The sequence below is a fragment of the Lutimaribacter marinistellae genome, from assembly GCF_042648365.1.
Classification (GTDB): Bacteria; Pseudomonadota; Alphaproteobacteria; order Rhodobacterales; family Rhodobacteraceae; genus Lutimaribacter_A; species Lutimaribacter_A marinistellae.
In genome coordinates, this window is sequence record NZ_JBHRXI010000001.1 from 407,144 (window position 1) to 424,158 (window position 17,015).

A 17,015-nucleotide genomic window follows, 5' to 3' on the forward strand; every position below is an offset into this window, starting at 1 on the left:
GCATCTTGCCTCAGATCAAAGCAGAGATGGTAGTGCAGCCTCTATTTCTGAACCACCGATTTCTTTGTGGGAGGAAGAGAAACTATGGCTACCAGACGTGATTTCATTAAGTCGGTACCGGCGATGGGGGCCGCATTTGCCGTCGCACCCACGTTCGTTTCCGAAGAAGGTTCGGCACATGCGCAAAGCGTATCACCTGCCGACGGGCATTTTCATCCCAAGGGCAAAGCTCCCACGGAACACACGCTGAAAATCCTTGCCGAGGCACGTGAGGCGCTGCCGTTCTCGGACACGCGCGATTTCGATGAGCAGGCGCGCGGGTTCATCGCACCGATGCCCGAGGACACGATAATGGCAGATGCGGGCAACATTGCCTGGGACATGGCGAGCTTCCGGTTTTTCGACGAGGACAAGGACTGGCCCAGCATCCATCCGTCATTGCAGCGGATTTCACGTCTGAACCAGAACTATGGCCTCTACGAGGTGATACCCGGCATCTACCAAGTGCGCGGGTTCGACCTGTCGGATGTCTCTTTCGTGCGCGGCGACACCGGCTGGATCGTGATCGATCCGCTGATCAGTGCCGAAACCGCGCGGGCGGCATGGAACCTGTTTCAGGAGCATATCGGCGACGGCCTGCCTGCGACGGCGGTGATCTATTCGCATTCGCATGGTGATCACTGGGGCGGCGTGCGTGGCATTGTGGATGAGGCGGACGTGCGCTCCGGCAAGGTCGAGGTCATTGCACCGCGCGACTTCATGGAATTCACGATCTCGGAAAACGTCTATGCCGGCAATGCGATGAACCGGCGGCTGTCCTATCAGTACGGCCAGCAGTTGCCGATCAACCCGTTCGGGTTTGCTGGACAGGGGCTGGGGCACCGCGTCTCGCTTGGATCCGTCGGGCTGATTGCGCCCACCCGGATCATCGAGGAGGACATCGAATATCTTGATGTCGATGGCGTGCGGATGGTGTTCCAGAATACACCCGGAACCGAAGCACCTTCGAACATGAACACCTACATTCCGGGAATGAAGGCGCTGTGGATGGCCGAGAACATCACCGGCACGCTGCATAACATTTACACCTTGCGGGGCGCACCTGTGCGCGACCCCCTGCGCTGGTCGAAATACATCTCGCGGGCGCTGCATCTCTTTGGTGAAGAGGCCGAGGTGATGTTCCAGTCGCACCACTGGCCGCGCTGGGGCAATGACCGGATACAGGAGATCATGCGCGCGCAGCGGGATATGTATGCGCATTTCAACAATCAGGTGCTGCATTTCGCCAATCAGGGCGTGACGATCAACCAGATCCAGAATGTCTATGAAATGCCAAAGAGCCTTCAGAACGAGTGGCATTGCCGCGGCTATCACGGCTCACCTGAGCACAACAGCCGCGGGGTCATTCAGCGGTATCTGGGGTTCTGGGATGCCAACCCTGCAACTCTGATCCCGCCCTCACCCGAGGACTCGGCCCCGCTCTATGTCGAGATGATGGGCGGGTCGGACAAGATCATCGCCAAGGGCGAGGTGCTCTTTGCCGAAGGCGAATACATGATGGCCGCCGAGATCCTGAACCGGTTGTTCCTCGCCGAAACCGACAACCAGCCTGCGCGGGACCTGCTGGCCGATTGCTATGAGCAGCTTGGCTATCAGCAGGAAAATCCGGGGTTGCGCAACAGCTTCCTGTCGGGGGCCTATGAGCTGCGGTCGGGCATCTCGGATGCGCCGACGGTGAGCTCCTCCAGCCCCGATGTGATCCGGGCGATGTCGACCGAACTGTTCCTTAACTACCTCGGCATCAAGATGGACAGCCGCAAGGCCGAAGGCATGCGGTTCACCATCAATCTGGTTACACCGGACAACGGCGAGAAGTTCATCGTAGAAATGGAGAACGCCACCCTGACAAATATCGAAGGGTATCAGGCCGACAATCCAGACCTGACGCTTGTGATCAACCGGTCAGATCTAGAAATGACGATGATGGGTGCGGTTGAGCTGGAGCAGCAGATAGTCGACGGCAACGCTGTGATCCAGGGCGATCCGGGCGTGCTGGCGCAGCTTGCCTCGACGATGGTCGATTTCGATCCGCTGTTCGAAATTCTGCCAGGGACAGCCACGGGAGAGCCGGAGGTGATGGCCTCGAACGCCTATGAGGCGGTTCCGGGCGCGACTATTCCAGAGTGATGAATAACGGGGTAAGGCGCAGACCGGCGCCTTGCCTCACACTTGGTATGTCGGCTTCGTCCGCATAGCGGGCCAACACGCTTTGCGGACACCCCCCAATATTTTATCGCGTGATGCCGCGCGCCGGCGGCCGTCCGGATCGGAACGTAATTGCCATAGGTCGGGGCTTGCAGCCAAACGGTCGGCAGCTCCGGAAGCGGCGCCAGAAGGTCGGCCATGACACGCAGCGCGACCGCACCGCCCGATGTCTGCGCGGCCACCCAGCCCGTGTTGTAGGTGTCCCCGAAGATTTCCCGCCCCAACAGGCTGCAATACTCCGCATCTCCGGTCAGGGCGAGGTAGGCCTTGCTGGTCTGGGTTTCGATCAGCTGCTGTTCGGCCAGCTTCACGGCCTCCAGAACCGGTGTGCGCCTTTGTTCATCCTCGTAGATTCCGAAGGTCAGGTTCAGCTTTTCCCGGCGCGGGTCTTGCGCGAACAAGTCGGCGCCGATCATGATCGGATCGATGGGATAGTCTTCGACTTTCTCGAACATCACTCGGCCCTTCCCAACTCGACAGCTTTGTCCCGGAAGGCGGTCATCGCGCGCAGGACCATGTCCGCAAAGCCATCCTTCTGCATCGGGGTTATGGCGGCGTGGGTCGTGCCATTCGGCGAGGTCACGCGGCGGCGCAGAACCTCGGGCGGCACGTCGCCCTGAGCGGCCATGGAGGCCGCGCCAAGCGCGGTTTGCAGGGTCATTATGGTGGCATCTTCGCGTGTAAACCCGAGGCTGGCGCCGGCGCGGATCATCTCTTCGATCAGCAGGTAAAAATAGGCCGGGCCGCTGCCCGAGACGGCCGTGACCGCATCCAGAAGGTCTTCCCGCGGGAGGTCCACGCACAGGCCAAAGGCTTCGACGATGGTCTTGGCCCGGGCGCGCTGCGCTGCATCGACGCAATCATTGGCGAACATACCTGTGGCGCCGAGCCCCAGCAAGGCCGGGGTGTTTGGCATGGTTCGGACGATCGCAATGGGTCCGAAGAGCGCCTCCAGCCGGGCTATCGGCACCCCCGCCGCAATGCTGACTAACAGCTTGCCCTTCAGCGCGCCACCGACCCGCTCGGCCACCTCCGCGATGACCTGCGGCTTGACCGCAAGGACCACAGTGTCCGCTTCGGCGCATCCCGCTGTCACATCGTCCGCGGTGCGCACGCCGTAAGTCGCCCGCAAATGCGCCCGCTGATCCGCGCCGGGATCGATGACGATGATCTGCGCCGGGGCCATGCCTTGGGCGATCAGCCCGCCGAGGATGGCGGAGGCCATGTTGCCGCCGCCGATGAATGCGATGGTCTCCGTGGCTCAGAACCGGGTGATGACGGTGGCGCCGACCGACTGGAACTTATCCATATCCATCAGGGCCTGCGGGGCCTCGGCCAAGGTGATTTGCTGGCCCACCAGCCGCGACGGATCGAGCCTGCCGCTCGCCACCATTTCAAGCATCGCGCCGTAGCGGTGCGCCTGCATCCCGTGCGAGCCAAGTAGCTCGATCTCCTGCCCGACGATCTTGGGCATCGGGATCGCGGGGGCGGCATGGTCCCCCAGCATCAAGCCCACCTGCACGTGCTTTCCGCGCGGCCGCAAGCAGAGGATCGAGTTGGTCATGGTCACGGGGTGCCCCAGCGCGTCGAGCGAGACATGCGCGCCGCCCTTGGTGACTTCCCGGATGGCGGCGGGCACGTCGGTTTCGCGCCCATTGATCGTAGCTACCGCGCCAAGGTCCTTTGCCACAGTCAGCTTGGCCGGATCGAGATCGACGCCGATCACGTTGGCCCCCGCTGCTGCTGCGATCATCACCGCCGACAGGCCGACGCCTCCGCAGCCATGCACCGCCACCCACTGGCCTGCGCTGACCTTGCCCTGGTCGATGACCGCGCGGAACGAGGTGGCAAAGCGGCAGCCGAGGCTGGCGGCGGTCGCGAAGTCCATCGTCTCGGGCAGTGCCACGAGGTTCAGATCGGCCTGATGAATCGGCACGTATTCCGCAAACGATCCCCAATGGGTAAAGCCCGGTTGTTCCTGATGCAGGCAGACCTGCTGGTTGCCCGAATGGCACTCCGAGCAACTGCCGCAGCCGCAAATGAAGGGCACGGTGACCTTGTCGCCGACCTTCCAATTCTTCACGTCTTTGCCGACGGCTTCCACCACACCGGCGAGTTCATGGCCCGGCACATGCGGCAGATCGATGTCGCTGTCATGCCCCATCCAGCCGTGCCAGTCGCTGCGGCAAACGCCTGTGGCCGCGACCTTCAGCACCACGCCGTGCGGCGCAGGCGTCGGATCGTCGACGGTCGAAAGCTTGGGGGCTTCTTGGAACTTCTCGAAAAGGACGGCTTTCATGGCGGGGTCTTTCAGCTCGGGGTGATTTCGAGGGCAGATTACCTCCCGGCATGTGGAACACCTTTGCCATTCTTCTTCACTATAGTAAAAATTGGGGCAATATCCCCTATGTTTGACCGGCATCGAGAAGGAATCCGCCTCATGTCCGACATCGACAGCGTCAACGCCGAGCTTCTGACACTGCTGCAAAATGACGGCCGAATGACCAATGCCAAACTCGCGGAACGCATCGGGATGAGCGAAACCCCCTGCTGGCGAAGGCTGAAACGTCTTGAGGAAAGCGGCATCATAGAAGGCTATCAAGCCAATCTGAATCGCCGAAAACTGGGCCTCGGCGTCATGGCCTTTGTCCAGCTGCGCTGTTCCGAGCACGACCAAGCGGCCACCGCCGAGTTCCAGCGCATCGTCCAAACCACACCGAACATCCTTGCCTGCCACAACACCACTGGAGCTGACGATTTCCTGCTTATCGTGGTTGCGAAGGATCTCGACGACTACAGCGCCTTCGTCGACAGCACGCTGCGACGGCTACCAGGGGTGACGAGCATCCGCTCCAACCTGTCGCTGAAGGAGATGAAGGCATCGAGCAAACTGCCTGTAACGTCAGTTTCCAGCAAGTGAGCATCCTGCTGCTCAGTGGGATACCAGAGAGCCCGCTTGGCGAACTGAAGGCCTTCGTTGCAGCAAGTCCGCGAGCCATGGACCGCGCGTTCTGGATGATTGGCAACCTACCGGACGCGTGACGTCATGCCGACCACGATGAGCTGACGCAGATACCTGTCACCCATTACCGTGATCTTGCGTAACCGTTCTGTGCCACCACTGGAATGATTGCGTGGCGTACGCCCCAGCCAAGCGGCAAACTCGCGACCGCTTCGGAACTGGTTGATCGACCCGATTGCAGTGACCGGCTCGAAACCGGGAATGGTCTGAAAGAGTTGCGCCTGCCGGCCGAGGCGAGCCTGAATGCGCATCGTGATCTCGTACCAACCAAGCCGATTATGCAAGTCGACCAGCTGTCGGCTGAACACCCGCAGAACGTCTTGGGCGAGTTCCAGCGGATCGGTCTGTTGCCTTCCTACGATTCCTTTCGCGAAATCGATGGCCCGCGAAATGCCGCGAGCGATGGCGATGACATACTCCGCCGCAAGGCTACAAAGCGTGTTGACCAGCTGAGTGCGCTGGCGGACCACGAAGTCACGTGCCCCGTGCAGGGACCGAAGCGGCTGCTGTTCCTCAGACTTGATCTCGACAAACCGCATCGTCGGACATGTCACCGCCTCGCAGAGTTTGACACCTGCAGTATGGCGCAATGCGACGCCGGGGAGCAGGAGCCGTCCACCCCAACTGCTTTCCGCTCGTACCTCCCGACGCCCGCGCAGACGCAGCGAAAACCAAGCGATTGCATAGCGGACCAACACGGTTTGCGGACATCCCCATTTTTCTCATCGTCTTGCGCCGTTGGATACGTGTTCGACGCAGAGATTATCAAACCCTGAAGAGTGTGAAGTCAGAGATATGCACGCAAAGGTGGTGCGCCTCAATATTTGGTGGTTGTACCCAAGCTTGCCACATTCTCGTACCGCGAATGATGCAAAGGCGCACCACCTGCGCCACGTTTTTGCCGCAAATCATCCCTTTGGTAAGCAGGCGACTTGAGCGGTTGGCCGAATGGCGGCACAAATGAGGCCAAAATGAGGCATTCGCCCGGAAATGGGCGAGTTCAGGTTGGAACAAGGGCCCGGCAAAGCATCGGCCTGTCCAGTTTGAAGGGATCGGACAGTGATTGCACGCATGACCGGCGCGGCACTGCGCGGAGTTCTGGTGGCGTTGATGGTGTTGACGCCCGCGCTTTACCTGCCGAGTTCGATTACGAACTCGACCGAGATTGCCGTGTTCCTGGCAATCCTTGCTTTCGCGCTGACCTTTGCCGAATACAACTCGGCTTTTCCCAGCTTCATCGAATTTCGCGATGCACCGCCGCTGAACCGGATCAGGTTCATCACGCTGATCACGATGGTGTCGTTCCTGACCCTGATCTGCAAACAGGTCTATGCCCCGACCAACGTGACGGCGTTGGTTTCCGGTCTTGGCCATCTTGTCACGCATCTCGCCGATTTCCCGTATTCCCCTGTCAGGCTGGTGGTTCTGATGCTGCCTGACCAAGTCGATCTGACACTTGTGAACATGGTGCGCACGGCGGCGGGTGTGTCTTATGTGATGGCACTGGCGATGGTGCTGGGCTTTTTCTATCTCATCCGCATTCGCAACTGGCCGACGGGAAACGGCGCCTTCAATGTCTGGGTGAACCTGCCCCTTTTCGACCCCACGACCGGCGGCGACGTGATCGCGCGGTTGCAGCGTGACGGGCGGATCAACGTGGTCGCCGGAATCCTGCTACCTTTTCTGATCCCGGCCGTGGTCAAGGTTGCGGCGGATTTCATCGATCCGATCATGTTGACCAATCCACAAACCCTGATCTGGACGATGTGTGGCTGGGCGTTCCTGCCGGCCAGCATGGTCATGCGCGGCATGGCGATGCTGCGAATTGCGGATCTGATCGAGGCGAAACGGCGCCGCGCCTATTCCAATGCCGAGGCAATGCCTGCCGCATGAAATGGCTGGCTTGCCTGCTGCTGTTCTGGCCGGCACTGATGTCGGCCGAGTCCATTCGTGTTGCAACGTACAACACCGAACTTGGCGGCGAGGGTCCGGGCCTGATGCTACGCGATATCGAGCGCGGCGCTGCCAAGGTCGAAGCCATCGTTCAGGTCATTGCAAAGGTGCAGCCCGACATTCTGGCGCTGCAGGGGATAGACTGGGACCATCACGGCAAAGGACTTGCCGCGCTTGCGGATCGGCTTGCCGCTGCCGGAGTCTCGTATCCGCATCGTTACGCAGCCCAACCAAACAGCGGGCTGGATAGCGGGGTCGATCTGGACGGCGATGGGCGACTTGGAGGACCGGGCGATGCCCATGGTTGGGGCGCGTACACTGGGCGGAGGGGAATCGCCGTTCTGTCACGTTTTCCGTTTGCCGAGGGTGGGCGGTCCTTCTCGGACGTGTTGTGGCAAGACCTGCCTGGGGCTGAATTGCCACGCTACTCCAACGGGTCGCCCTTCCCGTCCGAGGCGGCACAAGCCGCGCAACGGCTGTCGACAACCGCGCATTGGTTACTGCCTGTCGATACACCGCAAGGTCCGCTCTGGCTGATGACCTTTCAGGCCACTCCGCCTGTTTTCGATGGACCCGAAGACCTCAACGGCCTGCGGAACCGGGATGAAATCAGGTTGTGGCAGGTCTTGCTGGATGGGAAACTGGGCGACGCGCCCACCAGTCGTTTCGTTATCGCGGGTGGCGCAAACCTCGATCCGTGGGACAGTGACGGCAGAAACGAGGCAATCCGCGCCTTGCTGGCAGATGACAGATTGCAAGACCCGGAACCACGCAGCAGCGGCGGTGCCGAAGCGGGAAGCCAAGGGCATCGCGGAAACGACGCGCTCGACACCGTAGAATGGAACGGGGTCGGGCGTCTGCGGGTCGATTATGTCCTGCCCTCTGCCGACTGGACCGTCACGGGATCGGGTGTGTATTGGCCCGCACGCGATGCGCCGGGCCATGCAACCGCCCTAGACGCCAGCCGCCACCGGCTGGTCTGGGTGGACCTCCGCGCCGATTAACGGGGCGACAGCGCGGCGCAACGCTGTCTCCATCGGAGTTGACTCGAAACCGGGAAGCAACTCGTCGAAGAACCCACGATCGAGCCAGTGCGGCGTATCCCACAGGTATCGCATCTCGATGAGATGTGGAGCGAGTTTCCAGAAGGGGCGCGCCACCTGCAACTGCCACCAAGCCATCTTGCGCAGTTCAATATCCCGCGACAGAATACGCGAAAGTGCTGATGCCATCTCGCGTCCGGTAGCTGCGTATCCGGGGAAGGGAACATCCGTGTAGCGCGGCAATTCCTGCCGCATATCTGCAAGCTGCACGGCGGCGCGGCAAAGATCCGGCAAGAACGCCCAAGCGTGCGGAATGTCGGGATTGCCAGGATAGACAAAGCGACCCCTTGCGACCTTTGCCGCCATCACCTTGTCGAACCAGTTGCCGGACGGTTCGGTATCGAGAAAATCCCCCGCGCGCAGCAAGATTGTCCGGACAGAGGACGCGCGATAGGCCTCCTCCATGTCCCGGCGTAGCATACCCAACGGGTTCGTGGCGCGATGCGGGCTGGCACCGGACCAAGGCGGGCGGGTGTCGGCGCCAAACACGTAAACATTTCCGGGCACGATCACGGTGGCATCCGCAAGCCGGGCTGCCTCGATCACCTGCGCATGCAGCGCTGGAAGTTGAGCGGCCCAATCGTAGTATTGCGGGTTCCATGCGTTCACGATGACATCGGCCCCTTGGGCAGCAGTTGTCAGCGTGTCGCGGCCCCGGTCAAACCGGCGGATGCGCCATCCGGCATCCGAAAAAGCCTTGCCAGCCTGTCGGCCGAACCGACCTGTAGAGCCAAGGATGAGGGCGGTCTGGGTCATTTCGGTCTCCATCGCAGAACCTGTTGCCGACAGTCTAGCCATTCAGTGCATCCAAGGGCATTGCCCAGAATCAACGATCATGTATTCAATAATGAATGGCTGTCCTGCGCGATCTTCCCGACTGGTCCCTCGTCCAGAGCTTTCTGGACGTGGCTGAGACAGGTTCCCTTTCTGCCGCGGCCAGAAGAACAAACCGCAGCCAGCCGACCCTGGGCCGCCAGATCCAGGCCCTCGAAGATGCTCTTGGCATAGCGGTTTTCGAGCGCCATGCCCGCGGTCTGCGGCTGAGCGATGCCGGGCGAGAGATCCTGCCAATGGCGCAAAGGATGCGGGACGCTGTACAGGAACTGACCCTTTCGGCTGCTGGACGGTCGGACCAGTTGGAGGGCACGGTGCGCATCACGGCGTCCGTTTTCGCATCGCATCATGTTCTGCCGCCTATCCTCGCGCGGATCAGGCAGACGGAGCCACTCATACAATTGGAACTGGCCCCGACCGACAGTAGCGACAACCTGCTCTATCGCGAGGCCGATATCGCGGTCCGGATGTACCCGCCCCGCCAGGCGGACATACTGGCCCAGCATGTCCGTGACCTGAAGCTTGGCACCTTCGCGGCCAAGTCGTACCTCGACCGGAGCGGACGCCCCGAGACGGTCGCCGACCTTCTACGTCATGATATCGTCGGCTTCGATCAAAGCGGGCTGATCATCGATACGATGCACCGGATGGGGTACGAGGCGAACCGCGAAAGTTTCCCCGTCAGGTGCGACAATCAGACCACCTATTGGGAATTGGTCCGAGCAGGGTGCGGCATAGGGTTTTGCCAGTGTTCGGTCGCCCGCAAGGATCCTCTGGTCGAGGAATTGCCCCTCGGCCTGCCTATCCCTCCATTGCCAGTCTGGCTGGCGGCGCCGCAAGCGATGCGGCGCACGCCACGGATGCGCAGGGTCTGGGACCTTTTGGCCGAGGGGCTGAAGGAGATGGACGCTTAACTTGGCAAATCGCCCGTGTACGTTCCACGTGCCGGATAGTCGTTTTCGCGCGTGAATTTCAGCCCACCCAGGATGTCCTTCATTGTCGGACGGGCAAACGGTGTGCTTTGCTTCCAGATATATTGCAAGGTTCCATCCGGCTTGACGAAAAAGATGCCCGGTTCGGAGAAGAAATCGGGCTCTGCGGAACCTTCGCGCGCGGAGGAAATATAAAGGTCCCACTCGTCACGAGCGGCCCGAAGAGACAAGCCATATCCGACGCGCAGCCGCGAAACCTCGGCCTTTTCGACGGTCGCACGCGCCTTTTCGGGGCCATCAGCGCTCAACATGATGACCTCGATACCCTGTTCGGCAAACCCGTCGAGAGCGTTTTCGACCTCGCCCATCTGCTTGATGCAAATCGGACAGTGCTTGCCGCGATACATGATGACAAGCGTTCCGGTCTCGCCATGATCGGCTGACAGGTCGAATGTTCCGTGGTCGAGTGTTTCCACCTTGAGCGCAGGTGCCTTGGTACCGGGAGTGAGCATTGCTGTTGTCCTTGTTTTCCAGTGTCGGAACGCGTCATTGACCGAAGCCGTCCATGACGCTAGGGCCAACGCATCCAATCGCAAGGAGATCCATATGTCCAACCCCTCGCTCCTCATCCTGCCGGGTGACGGTATTGGCCCGGAAGTCATGGCCGAAGTGCGCAAGATCATCGACTGGTTCGGCGCGAAGCGCGATCTGCAATTCGATGTGAGCGAGGATCTCGTGGGCGGCGCTGCCTATGACAAGCACGGGACACCGCTGCACGACGACACCATGGCCAAAGCGCAAGAGGTTGATGCGGTTCTGCTTGGCGCTGTCGGCGGCCCGAAATACGACAACCTCGATTTCAGCGTGAAACCCGAACGCGGGCTTTTGCGACTGCGCAAGGAAATGGACCTGTACGCCAACCTGCGCCCTGCACAGTGTTTCGACGCGCTGGCCGATTTCTCGTCTTTGAAAAAGGACGTCGTGGCCGGGCTCGACATCATGATCGTGCGCGAACTGACCAGCGGCATCTATTTCGGCGAGCCGCGCGGTATCTTCGAGGAAGGTAACGAGCGCGTGGGCATCAATACACAGCGCTACACCGAATCCGAAATCGACCGCGTTGCACGGTCGGCTTTCGAGTTGGCCATGCGGCGGGGCAAGAAGGTCTGCTCGATGGAGAAGGCCAACGTGATGGAGTCGGGGATCTTGTGGCGTGAAGTCGTGACCGAGGTCGGCAAGGATTACCCCGAGGTCGAGTTGAGCCACATGTATGCCGATGCAGGTGCCATGCAGCTTTGCCGCTGGCCCAAGCAGTTCGACGTAATCGTGACCGACAATTTGTTCGGTGACCTGCTGTCGGACGCGGCCGCAATGCTGACCGGGTCGCTTGGCATGTTGCCATCTGCATCACTGGGTGCGCCGATGGAAAATGGCCGGCCCAAGGCACTGTACGAACCGGTCCATGGCTCGGCCCCGGATATTGCAGGTCAGGGCAAGGCCAACCCGATTGCCTGCATCCTCAGCTTCGCAATGGCGCTGCGCTACAGCTTCGACCAGGGGGCCGAGGCGGATCGTCTCGAACAGGCGGTCGAAACCGTTCTGGCCGAAGGAAAGCGCACAGCCGACCTGTTGGGCGACGAAGGCGCGACGCCCGTTTCGACGGCAGAAATGGGCGATGCTATCGTGGCTGCGCTCGACGCGAGCCTCTGATAGCGCGCGGTGTGCCCCGGCAGCCTCGTGAGCCGCCGGGGCATACGAAAAACGGCTTTTTCGGTGGCGCCAAAGCAAGCACGCAGCGCCACCGAAACACCTGCCAAGCGGTGGCAGTTTGAGCTTGAGCTTAATCCGGTAAGGACTGTCGATTCGGCCTTGCAAAACCCCGACACCCGGTTTACCTGCCATTCCCACGGTCGGAGTGTAGCTCAGCCTGGTAGAGCACTGTCTTCGGGAGGCAGGGGTCGTGAGTTCGAATCTCGCCACTCCGACCATTTTCACAAAACATCTGCAATTCTGTCGGCTGTTCGCACGGGTACGCCATTGCGGTCCAATGCATCAGCGTGAAAAAGCCGCCGGCATCCACCGGCGGCTGTTGATTTCACTGGTCTCGAACCGGATCAGGCAAGCAGATCGAATACGTCGCCGTTTGCCAGGCGCAAATTGATCTCGGTCGCGTCAGCACCATCGACCAGAGCGAACAGCGTCTGCCCGGTGGGCGCGTGGCCGATGAACGCTTCGGCGATGGCGCCGTCACCTGCACCCTCGGTGATCGCGAAATTGACAACCAACTCGTCTGCCGTCGCACCTTCGAGACCGAACACCAGCAAATCTCCGTCGGTCGACGAATAGTCCTGGATCCAGTCGGAGCCATGAACAGCGGCGCCCGCATGGTAGAACTGGTCCGCGCCGGCGCCGCCGTTGAGACGGTCAAAGCCAGACCCGCCGTTGAGGAAGTCGTCACCCGCGTTGCCGAAGAGCTCGTCGGAGATTGCACCACCGCTTAGCGCGTCATCTCCATCATGCCCGACAAGCATGTCGCTACCAGTCTGCCCCAAAAGCACGTCGTCGCCGTCCATGCCGTTGAGGATGTCGTTTCCGGCACCACCGTCGACAGTGTCATCCCCGGCCCCTGCGTATACCGTATCGCTCAGGTCCATATCGGTTTCGCCAGCCATGATGTTATCATTGCCACCAAAGCCGTCGATCACGTCCGCACCATCGAGGCCGAAGATGAAGTCATCCCCTTCGGTTCCGAGCAAGCGATCGGCACCGTCGGTTCCGGTCGTCCGGGTAACATCGTCAAAATTGTAGATGACAGTGTTTCCATCGCCTTCATAGGCAACCGCGATCTGGGCCAACCCGGTCGCGCTGTCCTCGGGCGAGATGAAATCGATGGTCTCGGGCGACAGGTGACCGTTCGCCTGCCCGTCGATATAGCCCACATACTGGGGCATTGCGGGGTTCGAAATATCCATCACCATGATGCCGTTGTCGCGCTCCAGCCCGACAAAGGCCATCACACGCCCCTCAACCATACCGACGGCCACAGCCTCGGGTTCGACGCCCTTGTCATCCGACCGGCCGTCAAATTCGCCGTCATCCGCATTGAACTGGTCAGGGCGGATTTCGGCGATGATCTGCGAAAAGCTCGAAGCGCTGTCGAAGACGATGTCGCCTGCCGTGTTGTAGATGGTGAAGCTGCGCGACCCGTAGGCGTAGAGCTGATCGTAATCGCCGTCACCGTCGGTGTCGCCCAAATCGCTACGAACCTTCAGTCGGCCGAGATTCGCGTCCTGCTGAAGCTCTTCGGCGTTCGGGAAAACAGTCGGATCGAGCATCAGATCCTTGACCCGCGCTTCGGTCGCGTCACGCGCATCGCCTTCGTTCGCCGTCAGTACGTAGGTCTCTCCGTCGATCTCGTAGGAGGTAATGGCATCGGGCTGACGCATCCCCACGAGGTTGTCGTAGTTCTGAAGGTTGATCGCGTTGTCGCGGTTCGACGCATCGAGTTCGAACCCCTCTTCGGAACGGTCCACAAGGCCGAAGCTGCGCAGCGCGGTGATCTGGTTAGTCATCAGATCGACAACGGCGTAGGCGTTGGCCTCCTGAAGTGCGACCCAGGCCGTTTCGCCGCCCGGCAGGACAGTGATGTATTCGGGTTCCAGATCTTCGGAAACCGACTTGCCCGGTTCGATCAGAACGCCCTCCTCACGCAGCGTGTCTTCCTGACCATCGAAATCGGAGAAATCGAGGATCGAGATGACGGCCTCATCTGGGTTGACCGAAATGTCGATGATCGAAACCGTCCCAAGCGGATCGGTGCCATCGGTCGGCTCGCCTTCACCGGCAACGAGGATCTTGTTGCCATCGGGCGTGAAGGTCACCATGTCCGGTAGGTTTCCAACCTCGTAAAGCTGGATCTGGGAGCCTTCGGTGTCGAATAGGGCCACCACACCATTTGCTGCACCTTCGCGGGCGATGGCGACCGCGACGAAGCCGTTCTTGACATCGACCGATTGAACACCGTCGTACCCGTCGATACCGCTCAGGTCGATGGACATGGCCAGATCGCCAGAAGCCATGTCGAAGACGTCGATCTGGTCCTGCGCGCCATTGGTGACGTATGCCTTACCGTCCTCGGTGTTGACGACCTCGGACCCGCCGGTGAACAGCTCGGTCTCACCGCTGTTGAGCGTCGCCGCGATCGATACCTCAATGCTATCGTCCGGCTCGCCGATCAGGATGTAGTCACGGTCGCCGTTGCGGGACAACTGCACGATGCCACGGTCGTTCATAGCGTCCGTATCGGCCTCGGCAAAGGCGTTGTCCTCGTCGGCAAAGTTGCTCTGGAAGTAGTCGGCAAGCGCTTTCTGCTCGCCAAGCAGGTTCTCAGCATCGCCATCCGGCGTGGTCGATCCATCTTCGGTCAGGTACTGGATGTCGGTTGCCAACTCCTGGAACGGATAGCCATCGCCATTGTTGTCGACAAGGAAGTTGAGCGTGACGACGCGGATCTGTTCGGGCGCATCCGTTGTGAGCATGCCATCGCGCGCGATGATCATCTTTTCGCCTGTCTCGGGATCGATCAGAGCGACGGTTTGAACCCGTCCGCCTTCGGTTGCGACCTGCGGCATGCCCGTTTCCGGATCGACGATGTAATTTCCATCATCGTCGGTGGCCAGGATCTGCGCGTCGCCCGCCTCGTCAAACGAGAAGCGCAGGCCGGCGATCTGCGGGAACCGGCCCGGAGTATTGCCAGCATCTGTATCCGTTTCGGCCACCGCATGTTCGAGCAGCATCATCAGGCCTTCGGCGGTGAGCGTGATCAGCGTCAGCCCGTTGTTGAAGCGCAGTGCATTCTCGATATCGAGCTGCGACAGCAGACCGTCGCCTTTGTTCGTGCCGTCATTATCCGACCCGCCGATCGCGGCGCGGATACCGCCGCCGTTCTTGAACGAGACCATCACGTCGGAGTCCGCGTCGCGCGCCGCTGCGAGGTTGGCCTCGGCCGTCACGCGACCAAAGTTGGTTTCCTCGGTCCGGACCGACTCGCGGCGACCATCGAGGAACACCTCATGCGCACCGAAGATGATCCCGTCCTTGGCCTCGACGATGCCTGCAACGGCGTCGGTGAGGTCTTGGACGATGTCCGCCTGCCCCGAGAGATCAACGGCAACACCGGCGGTCGGGGTGACGTCGGTCAGACCGGTCTGGTTGACAAGCTGGCCGCGCAGTTCGCCGCCCGGATTGTTGTCGGTGTGGATGTTGACATACATGTTACCGGCGTTCAGCTCGGCCAGTTCGGCATCGGTCAGCAGGAAGCGACCATAATAGCTGCCAGAGCCGTCGCCATTGTCGGTGACGGTCAACGAACGCACGACCCCGCCATTCGCGCCAGTGGCCGCGTTGTGGAGGTGAATCGCGTCGATCGGGTTACCTTCGGGATCGACACCGTCGGGGCTGACATCCCGCAGTGCGGAGGAAAGGTTGGCGAAGGTGCCATCGACGACAAGGACATTGTCGCGCACATACATGTCAAAGCTGCCCTCGGCCGCCGTGTCTGCCACTGGCGGAACCTCCTGCGCCTCTGTGGTCATCACGCCTTGGGCGCCCTGAACCTGGCCGACCATGTCGACAACGCCCTGCTCGTCCGTCGCGAACGCGCCCGAAACACTCGCATCGATGCTATCGGTCATCAGCACGCCATTTTCGTCGAATTCCACCACGAGGCGGCCGACATAGCTGTACTCGCCATCGGTGGAAACGATGGCGACCGGGTTGCCGCCAGCATCCGTGGCAAGGAAGGGATAGCCTTCATCTGCGGTGTCGCCGTCGCGCAGACGGTCGGTTGCGTCGGCCTGCAGCGTGTCGGAACCGCCAGCGATGATGACGTCGACACCGTTCAGCAGACCCGCCAGTTCTTTCTCCAGCGAAATCTGTTGGAGGTGCGAGGCAACGATGATCTTATTGACACCCTCACCGATCAATTGGTCGATCTCAGCCTGGATAACAGTGGCCAATGCAGCCATGTCGTTCACACCGCCGGTCGTTTCGTTCACCCCGCCAGTGGAAGAGATTGTCTCGATGATCTGCGTCGTGGCCCCCACGACGCCGATGCGTTCGCCGTTTTCCTCGATGATGGTCGAAGGCGCGATCGCAGGACCGGTGTCTCCTGCGGCGAGATCGGCGAGCGACTCGTTGAACATGTCGTTTGTCATCAGCATGTCGGTGAAAAGACCCGACAACGCGCCATCCGCTCCGAAATCCAGGTTGGACGTCAGGTAGGGGAATGTCGCGCCGACCCACTCGATCACGCCATCACCGCCTTCTGCGCCGATCACCTCGGAGAATGCCGTGGTTCCCGGGTCGAACTCGTGGTTGCCGACTGCGGATGCATCGAAACCGATCACGTTCATGATCGAGACGTCGACACGGCCACCGCCACGCCCGAGGTCGAGATCGACGCCGGTCAGGTCCATGCCCATCACCTCGGTATAGAGGCGCGCATAGGCGTCGGTCAGGACGCCTCCCATCGAAAAATCAGCCGCCGTCGAAAAGAACGGGCCAGGGATATAGTTGTCACCCGCCGAGATCGTGACCGAGTTGGCCTGATCGTCCTGAAGCGCCTCGATGATGGCTGCGAAGTTCGAGGCGCGCGAGAGGGCGTCAACGCCGCCTTCCAGATCGCTCGCGTGAAGGATTTGAAGGGTATAGGTCATGATAATTTTCCGTGGGTTTCTGGGACTCGTCCTACACGGGCTATCACTGGTTTATGTCAGTTTTCTCACAAGGCTCACTCAGGGACTTGCCGCCGGTTTTGCTACACTTGGAAACGCGTCAACACCTGCAGCCTGCCCGAAACCAGATGCAGCGACGTGCATTTCGGTTGCAATTGCAACCAAATCTGAT

The 17,015-nt window shown here is 60.7% G+C and carries 12 protein-coding genes, 1 tRNA gene and 1 pseudogene; 7 read left to right on the forward strand and 7 right to left on the reverse strand.

Annotation, left to right across the window (positions count from 1 at the left end; genetic code table 11):
- Positions 1-84 precede the first annotated feature (84 nt).
- The gene (locus tag ACFORG_RS01900; protein WP_386733683.1) at positions 85-2,187 is read left to right on the forward strand and encodes an alkyl/aryl-sulfatase; all 2,103 of its coding nucleotides are present in this window, start codon (positions 85-87) and stop codon (positions 2,185-2,187) included.
- On the opposite strand, the gene ACFORG_RS01905 is transcribed toward ACFORG_RS01900, so the two are convergent.
- From ACFORG_RS01905 to ACFORG_RS01915, 3 genes are read right to left on the reverse strand one after another with little or no spacing between them, the layout of a single operon-like run.
- Positions 2,151-2,720: an aminotransferase class I/II-fold pyridoxal phosphate-dependent enzyme gene (locus tag ACFORG_RS01905; protein ID WP_386733684.1), complete on the reverse strand. Its 570-nt coding sequence runs from the start codon at positions 2,718-2,720 to the stop codon at positions 2,151-2,153. The two genes, ACFORG_RS01900 and ACFORG_RS01905, sit on opposite strands and share 37 nt — an antisense overlap.
- Entirely contained in the window at positions 2,720-3,514 is a 795-nt protein-coding gene (proC, locus tag ACFORG_RS01910; protein ID WP_386733894.1) for a pyrroline-5-carboxylate reductase, read from the reverse strand. Before proC ends, ACFORG_RS01905 begins: the two co-directional genes overlap by 1 nt.
- Before the next feature lie 12 nt (positions 3,515-3,526).
- Positions 3,527-4,564 (reverse strand): zinc-dependent alcohol dehydrogenase family protein, encoded by a 1,038-nt coding sequence (locus ACFORG_RS01915; protein WP_386733685.1) that lies wholly within the window; start codon positions 4,562-4,564, stop codon positions 3,527-3,529.
- 141 nt (positions 4,565-4,705) lie between these two features.
- On the opposite strand from ACFORG_RS01915, the gene ACFORG_RS01920 reads away from it, so the two are divergent.
- On the forward strand, positions 4,706-5,185 hold the full coding sequence (locus tag ACFORG_RS01920) for an Lrp/AsnC family transcriptional regulator (RefSeq protein ID WP_386733686.1): 480 nt from the start codon (positions 4,706-4,708) through the stop codon (positions 5,183-5,185).
- A gap of 45 nt (positions 5,186-5,230) precedes the next feature.
- Here the strand turns inward: ACFORG_RS01920 and ACFORG_RS01925 are convergent.
- Positions 5,231-5,853, reverse strand: a pseudogene (locus tag ACFORG_RS01925) (transposase); the annotation flags it as partial.
- Between the two features lie 493 nt (positions 5,854-6,346).
- Between ACFORG_RS01925 and ACFORG_RS01930 the strand changes: the two are divergent.
- Together ACFORG_RS01930 and ACFORG_RS01935 are read left to right on the forward strand one after the other, a co-directional pair.
- The gene (locus ACFORG_RS01930; protein WP_386733688.1) at positions 6,347-7,180 is read left to right on the forward strand and encodes a hypothetical protein; all 834 of its coding nucleotides are present in this window, start codon (positions 6,347-6,349) and stop codon (positions 7,178-7,180) included.
- The gene (locus tag ACFORG_RS01935; RefSeq protein WP_386733689.1) at positions 7,177-8,244 is read left to right on the forward strand and encodes an endonuclease/exonuclease/phosphatase family protein; all 1,068 of its coding nucleotides are present in this window, start codon (positions 7,177-7,179) and stop codon (positions 8,242-8,244) included. Before ACFORG_RS01930 ends, ACFORG_RS01935 begins: the two co-directional genes overlap by 4 nt.
- On the opposite strand, the gene ACFORG_RS01940 is transcribed toward ACFORG_RS01935, so the two are convergent.
- Positions 8,194-9,099, reverse strand: coding sequence for an epimerase (locus ACFORG_RS01940; protein ID WP_386733690.1), 906 nt, complete (start codon positions 9,097-9,099; stop codon positions 8,194-8,196). The genes ACFORG_RS01935 and ACFORG_RS01940 overlap by 51 nt on opposite strands.
- 95 nt (positions 9,100-9,194) lie before the next feature.
- Here ACFORG_RS01940 and ACFORG_RS01945 point away from each other — a divergent pair, with 95 nt between their 5' ends.
- Entirely contained in the window at positions 9,195-10,091 is an 897-nt protein-coding gene (locus tag ACFORG_RS01945) for a LysR family transcriptional regulator (RefSeq protein WP_386733691.1), read from the forward strand.
- On the opposite strand, the gene ACFORG_RS01950 is transcribed toward ACFORG_RS01945, so the two are convergent.
- The gene (locus ACFORG_RS01950) at positions 10,088-10,621 is read right to left on the reverse strand and encodes a redoxin domain-containing protein (protein ID WP_386733692.1); all 534 of its coding nucleotides are present in this window, start codon (positions 10,619-10,621) and stop codon (positions 10,088-10,090) included. The genes ACFORG_RS01945 and ACFORG_RS01950 overlap by 4 nt on opposite strands.
- Positions 10,622-10,715: 94 nt before the next feature.
- Between ACFORG_RS01950 and leuB the strand changes: the two genes are divergently transcribed.
- Both leuB and ACFORG_RS01960 read left to right on the forward strand, forming a co-directional pair.
- Entirely contained in the window at positions 10,716-11,819 is a 1,104-nt protein-coding gene (gene leuB, locus ACFORG_RS01955; RefSeq protein WP_386733693.1) for a 3-isopropylmalate dehydrogenase, read from the forward strand.
- 201 nt (positions 11,820-12,020) lie between these two features.
- Positions 12,021-12,097 (forward strand) — tRNA-Pro (locus ACFORG_RS01960).
- Between the two features lie 126 nt (positions 12,098-12,223).
- Here the strand turns inward: ACFORG_RS01960 and ACFORG_RS01965 are convergent.
- Positions 12,224-16,825, reverse strand: a complete 4,602-nt coding sequence (locus tag ACFORG_RS01965; RefSeq protein ID WP_386733694.1) for a choice-of-anchor I family protein — start codon at positions 16,823-16,825, stop codon at positions 12,224-12,226.
- Positions 16,826-17,015: the final 190 nt, after the last annotated feature.

Coding starts and splice junctions, on each gene's coding strand:
- ACFORG_RS01940 (WP_386733690.1), bottom strand. CDS start 9,099: ATGACCCAGACCGCCCTCATCCTTGGCTCTACAGGTCGGTTCGGCCGA.
- ACFORG_RS01905 (WP_386733684.1), bottom strand. CDS start 2,720: ATGTTCGAGAAAGTCGAAGACTATCCCATCGATCCGATCATGATCGGC.
- ACFORG_RS01900 (WP_386733683.1), top strand. CDS start 85: ATGGCTACCAGACGTGATTTCATTAAGTCGGTACCGGCGATGGGGGCC.
- ACFORG_RS01920 (WP_386733686.1), top strand. CDS start 4,706: ATGTCCGACATCGACAGCGTCAACGCCGAGCTTCTGACACTGCTGCAA.
- ACFORG_RS01935 (WP_386733689.1), top strand. CDS start 7,177: ATGAAATGGCTGGCTTGCCTGCTGCTGTTCTGGCCGGCACTGATGTCG.
- ACFORG_RS01945 (WP_386733691.1), top strand. CDS start 9,195: ATGGCTGTCCTGCGCGATCTTCCCGACTGGTCCCTCGTCCAGAGCTTT.
- ACFORG_RS01950 (WP_386733692.1), bottom strand. CDS start 10,621: ATGCTCACTCCCGGTACCAAGGCACCTGCGCTCAAGGTGGAAACACTC.
- leuB (WP_386733693.1), top strand. CDS start 10,716: ATGTCCAACCCCTCGCTCCTCATCCTGCCGGGTGACGGTATTGGCCCG.
- ACFORG_RS01915 (WP_386733685.1), bottom strand. CDS start 4,564: ATGAAAGCCGTCCTTTTCGAGAAGTTCCAAGAAGCCCCCAAGCTTTCG.
- ACFORG_RS01965 (WP_386733694.1), bottom strand. CDS start 16,825: ATGACCTATACCCTTCAAATCCTTCACGCGAGCGATCTGGAAGGCGGC.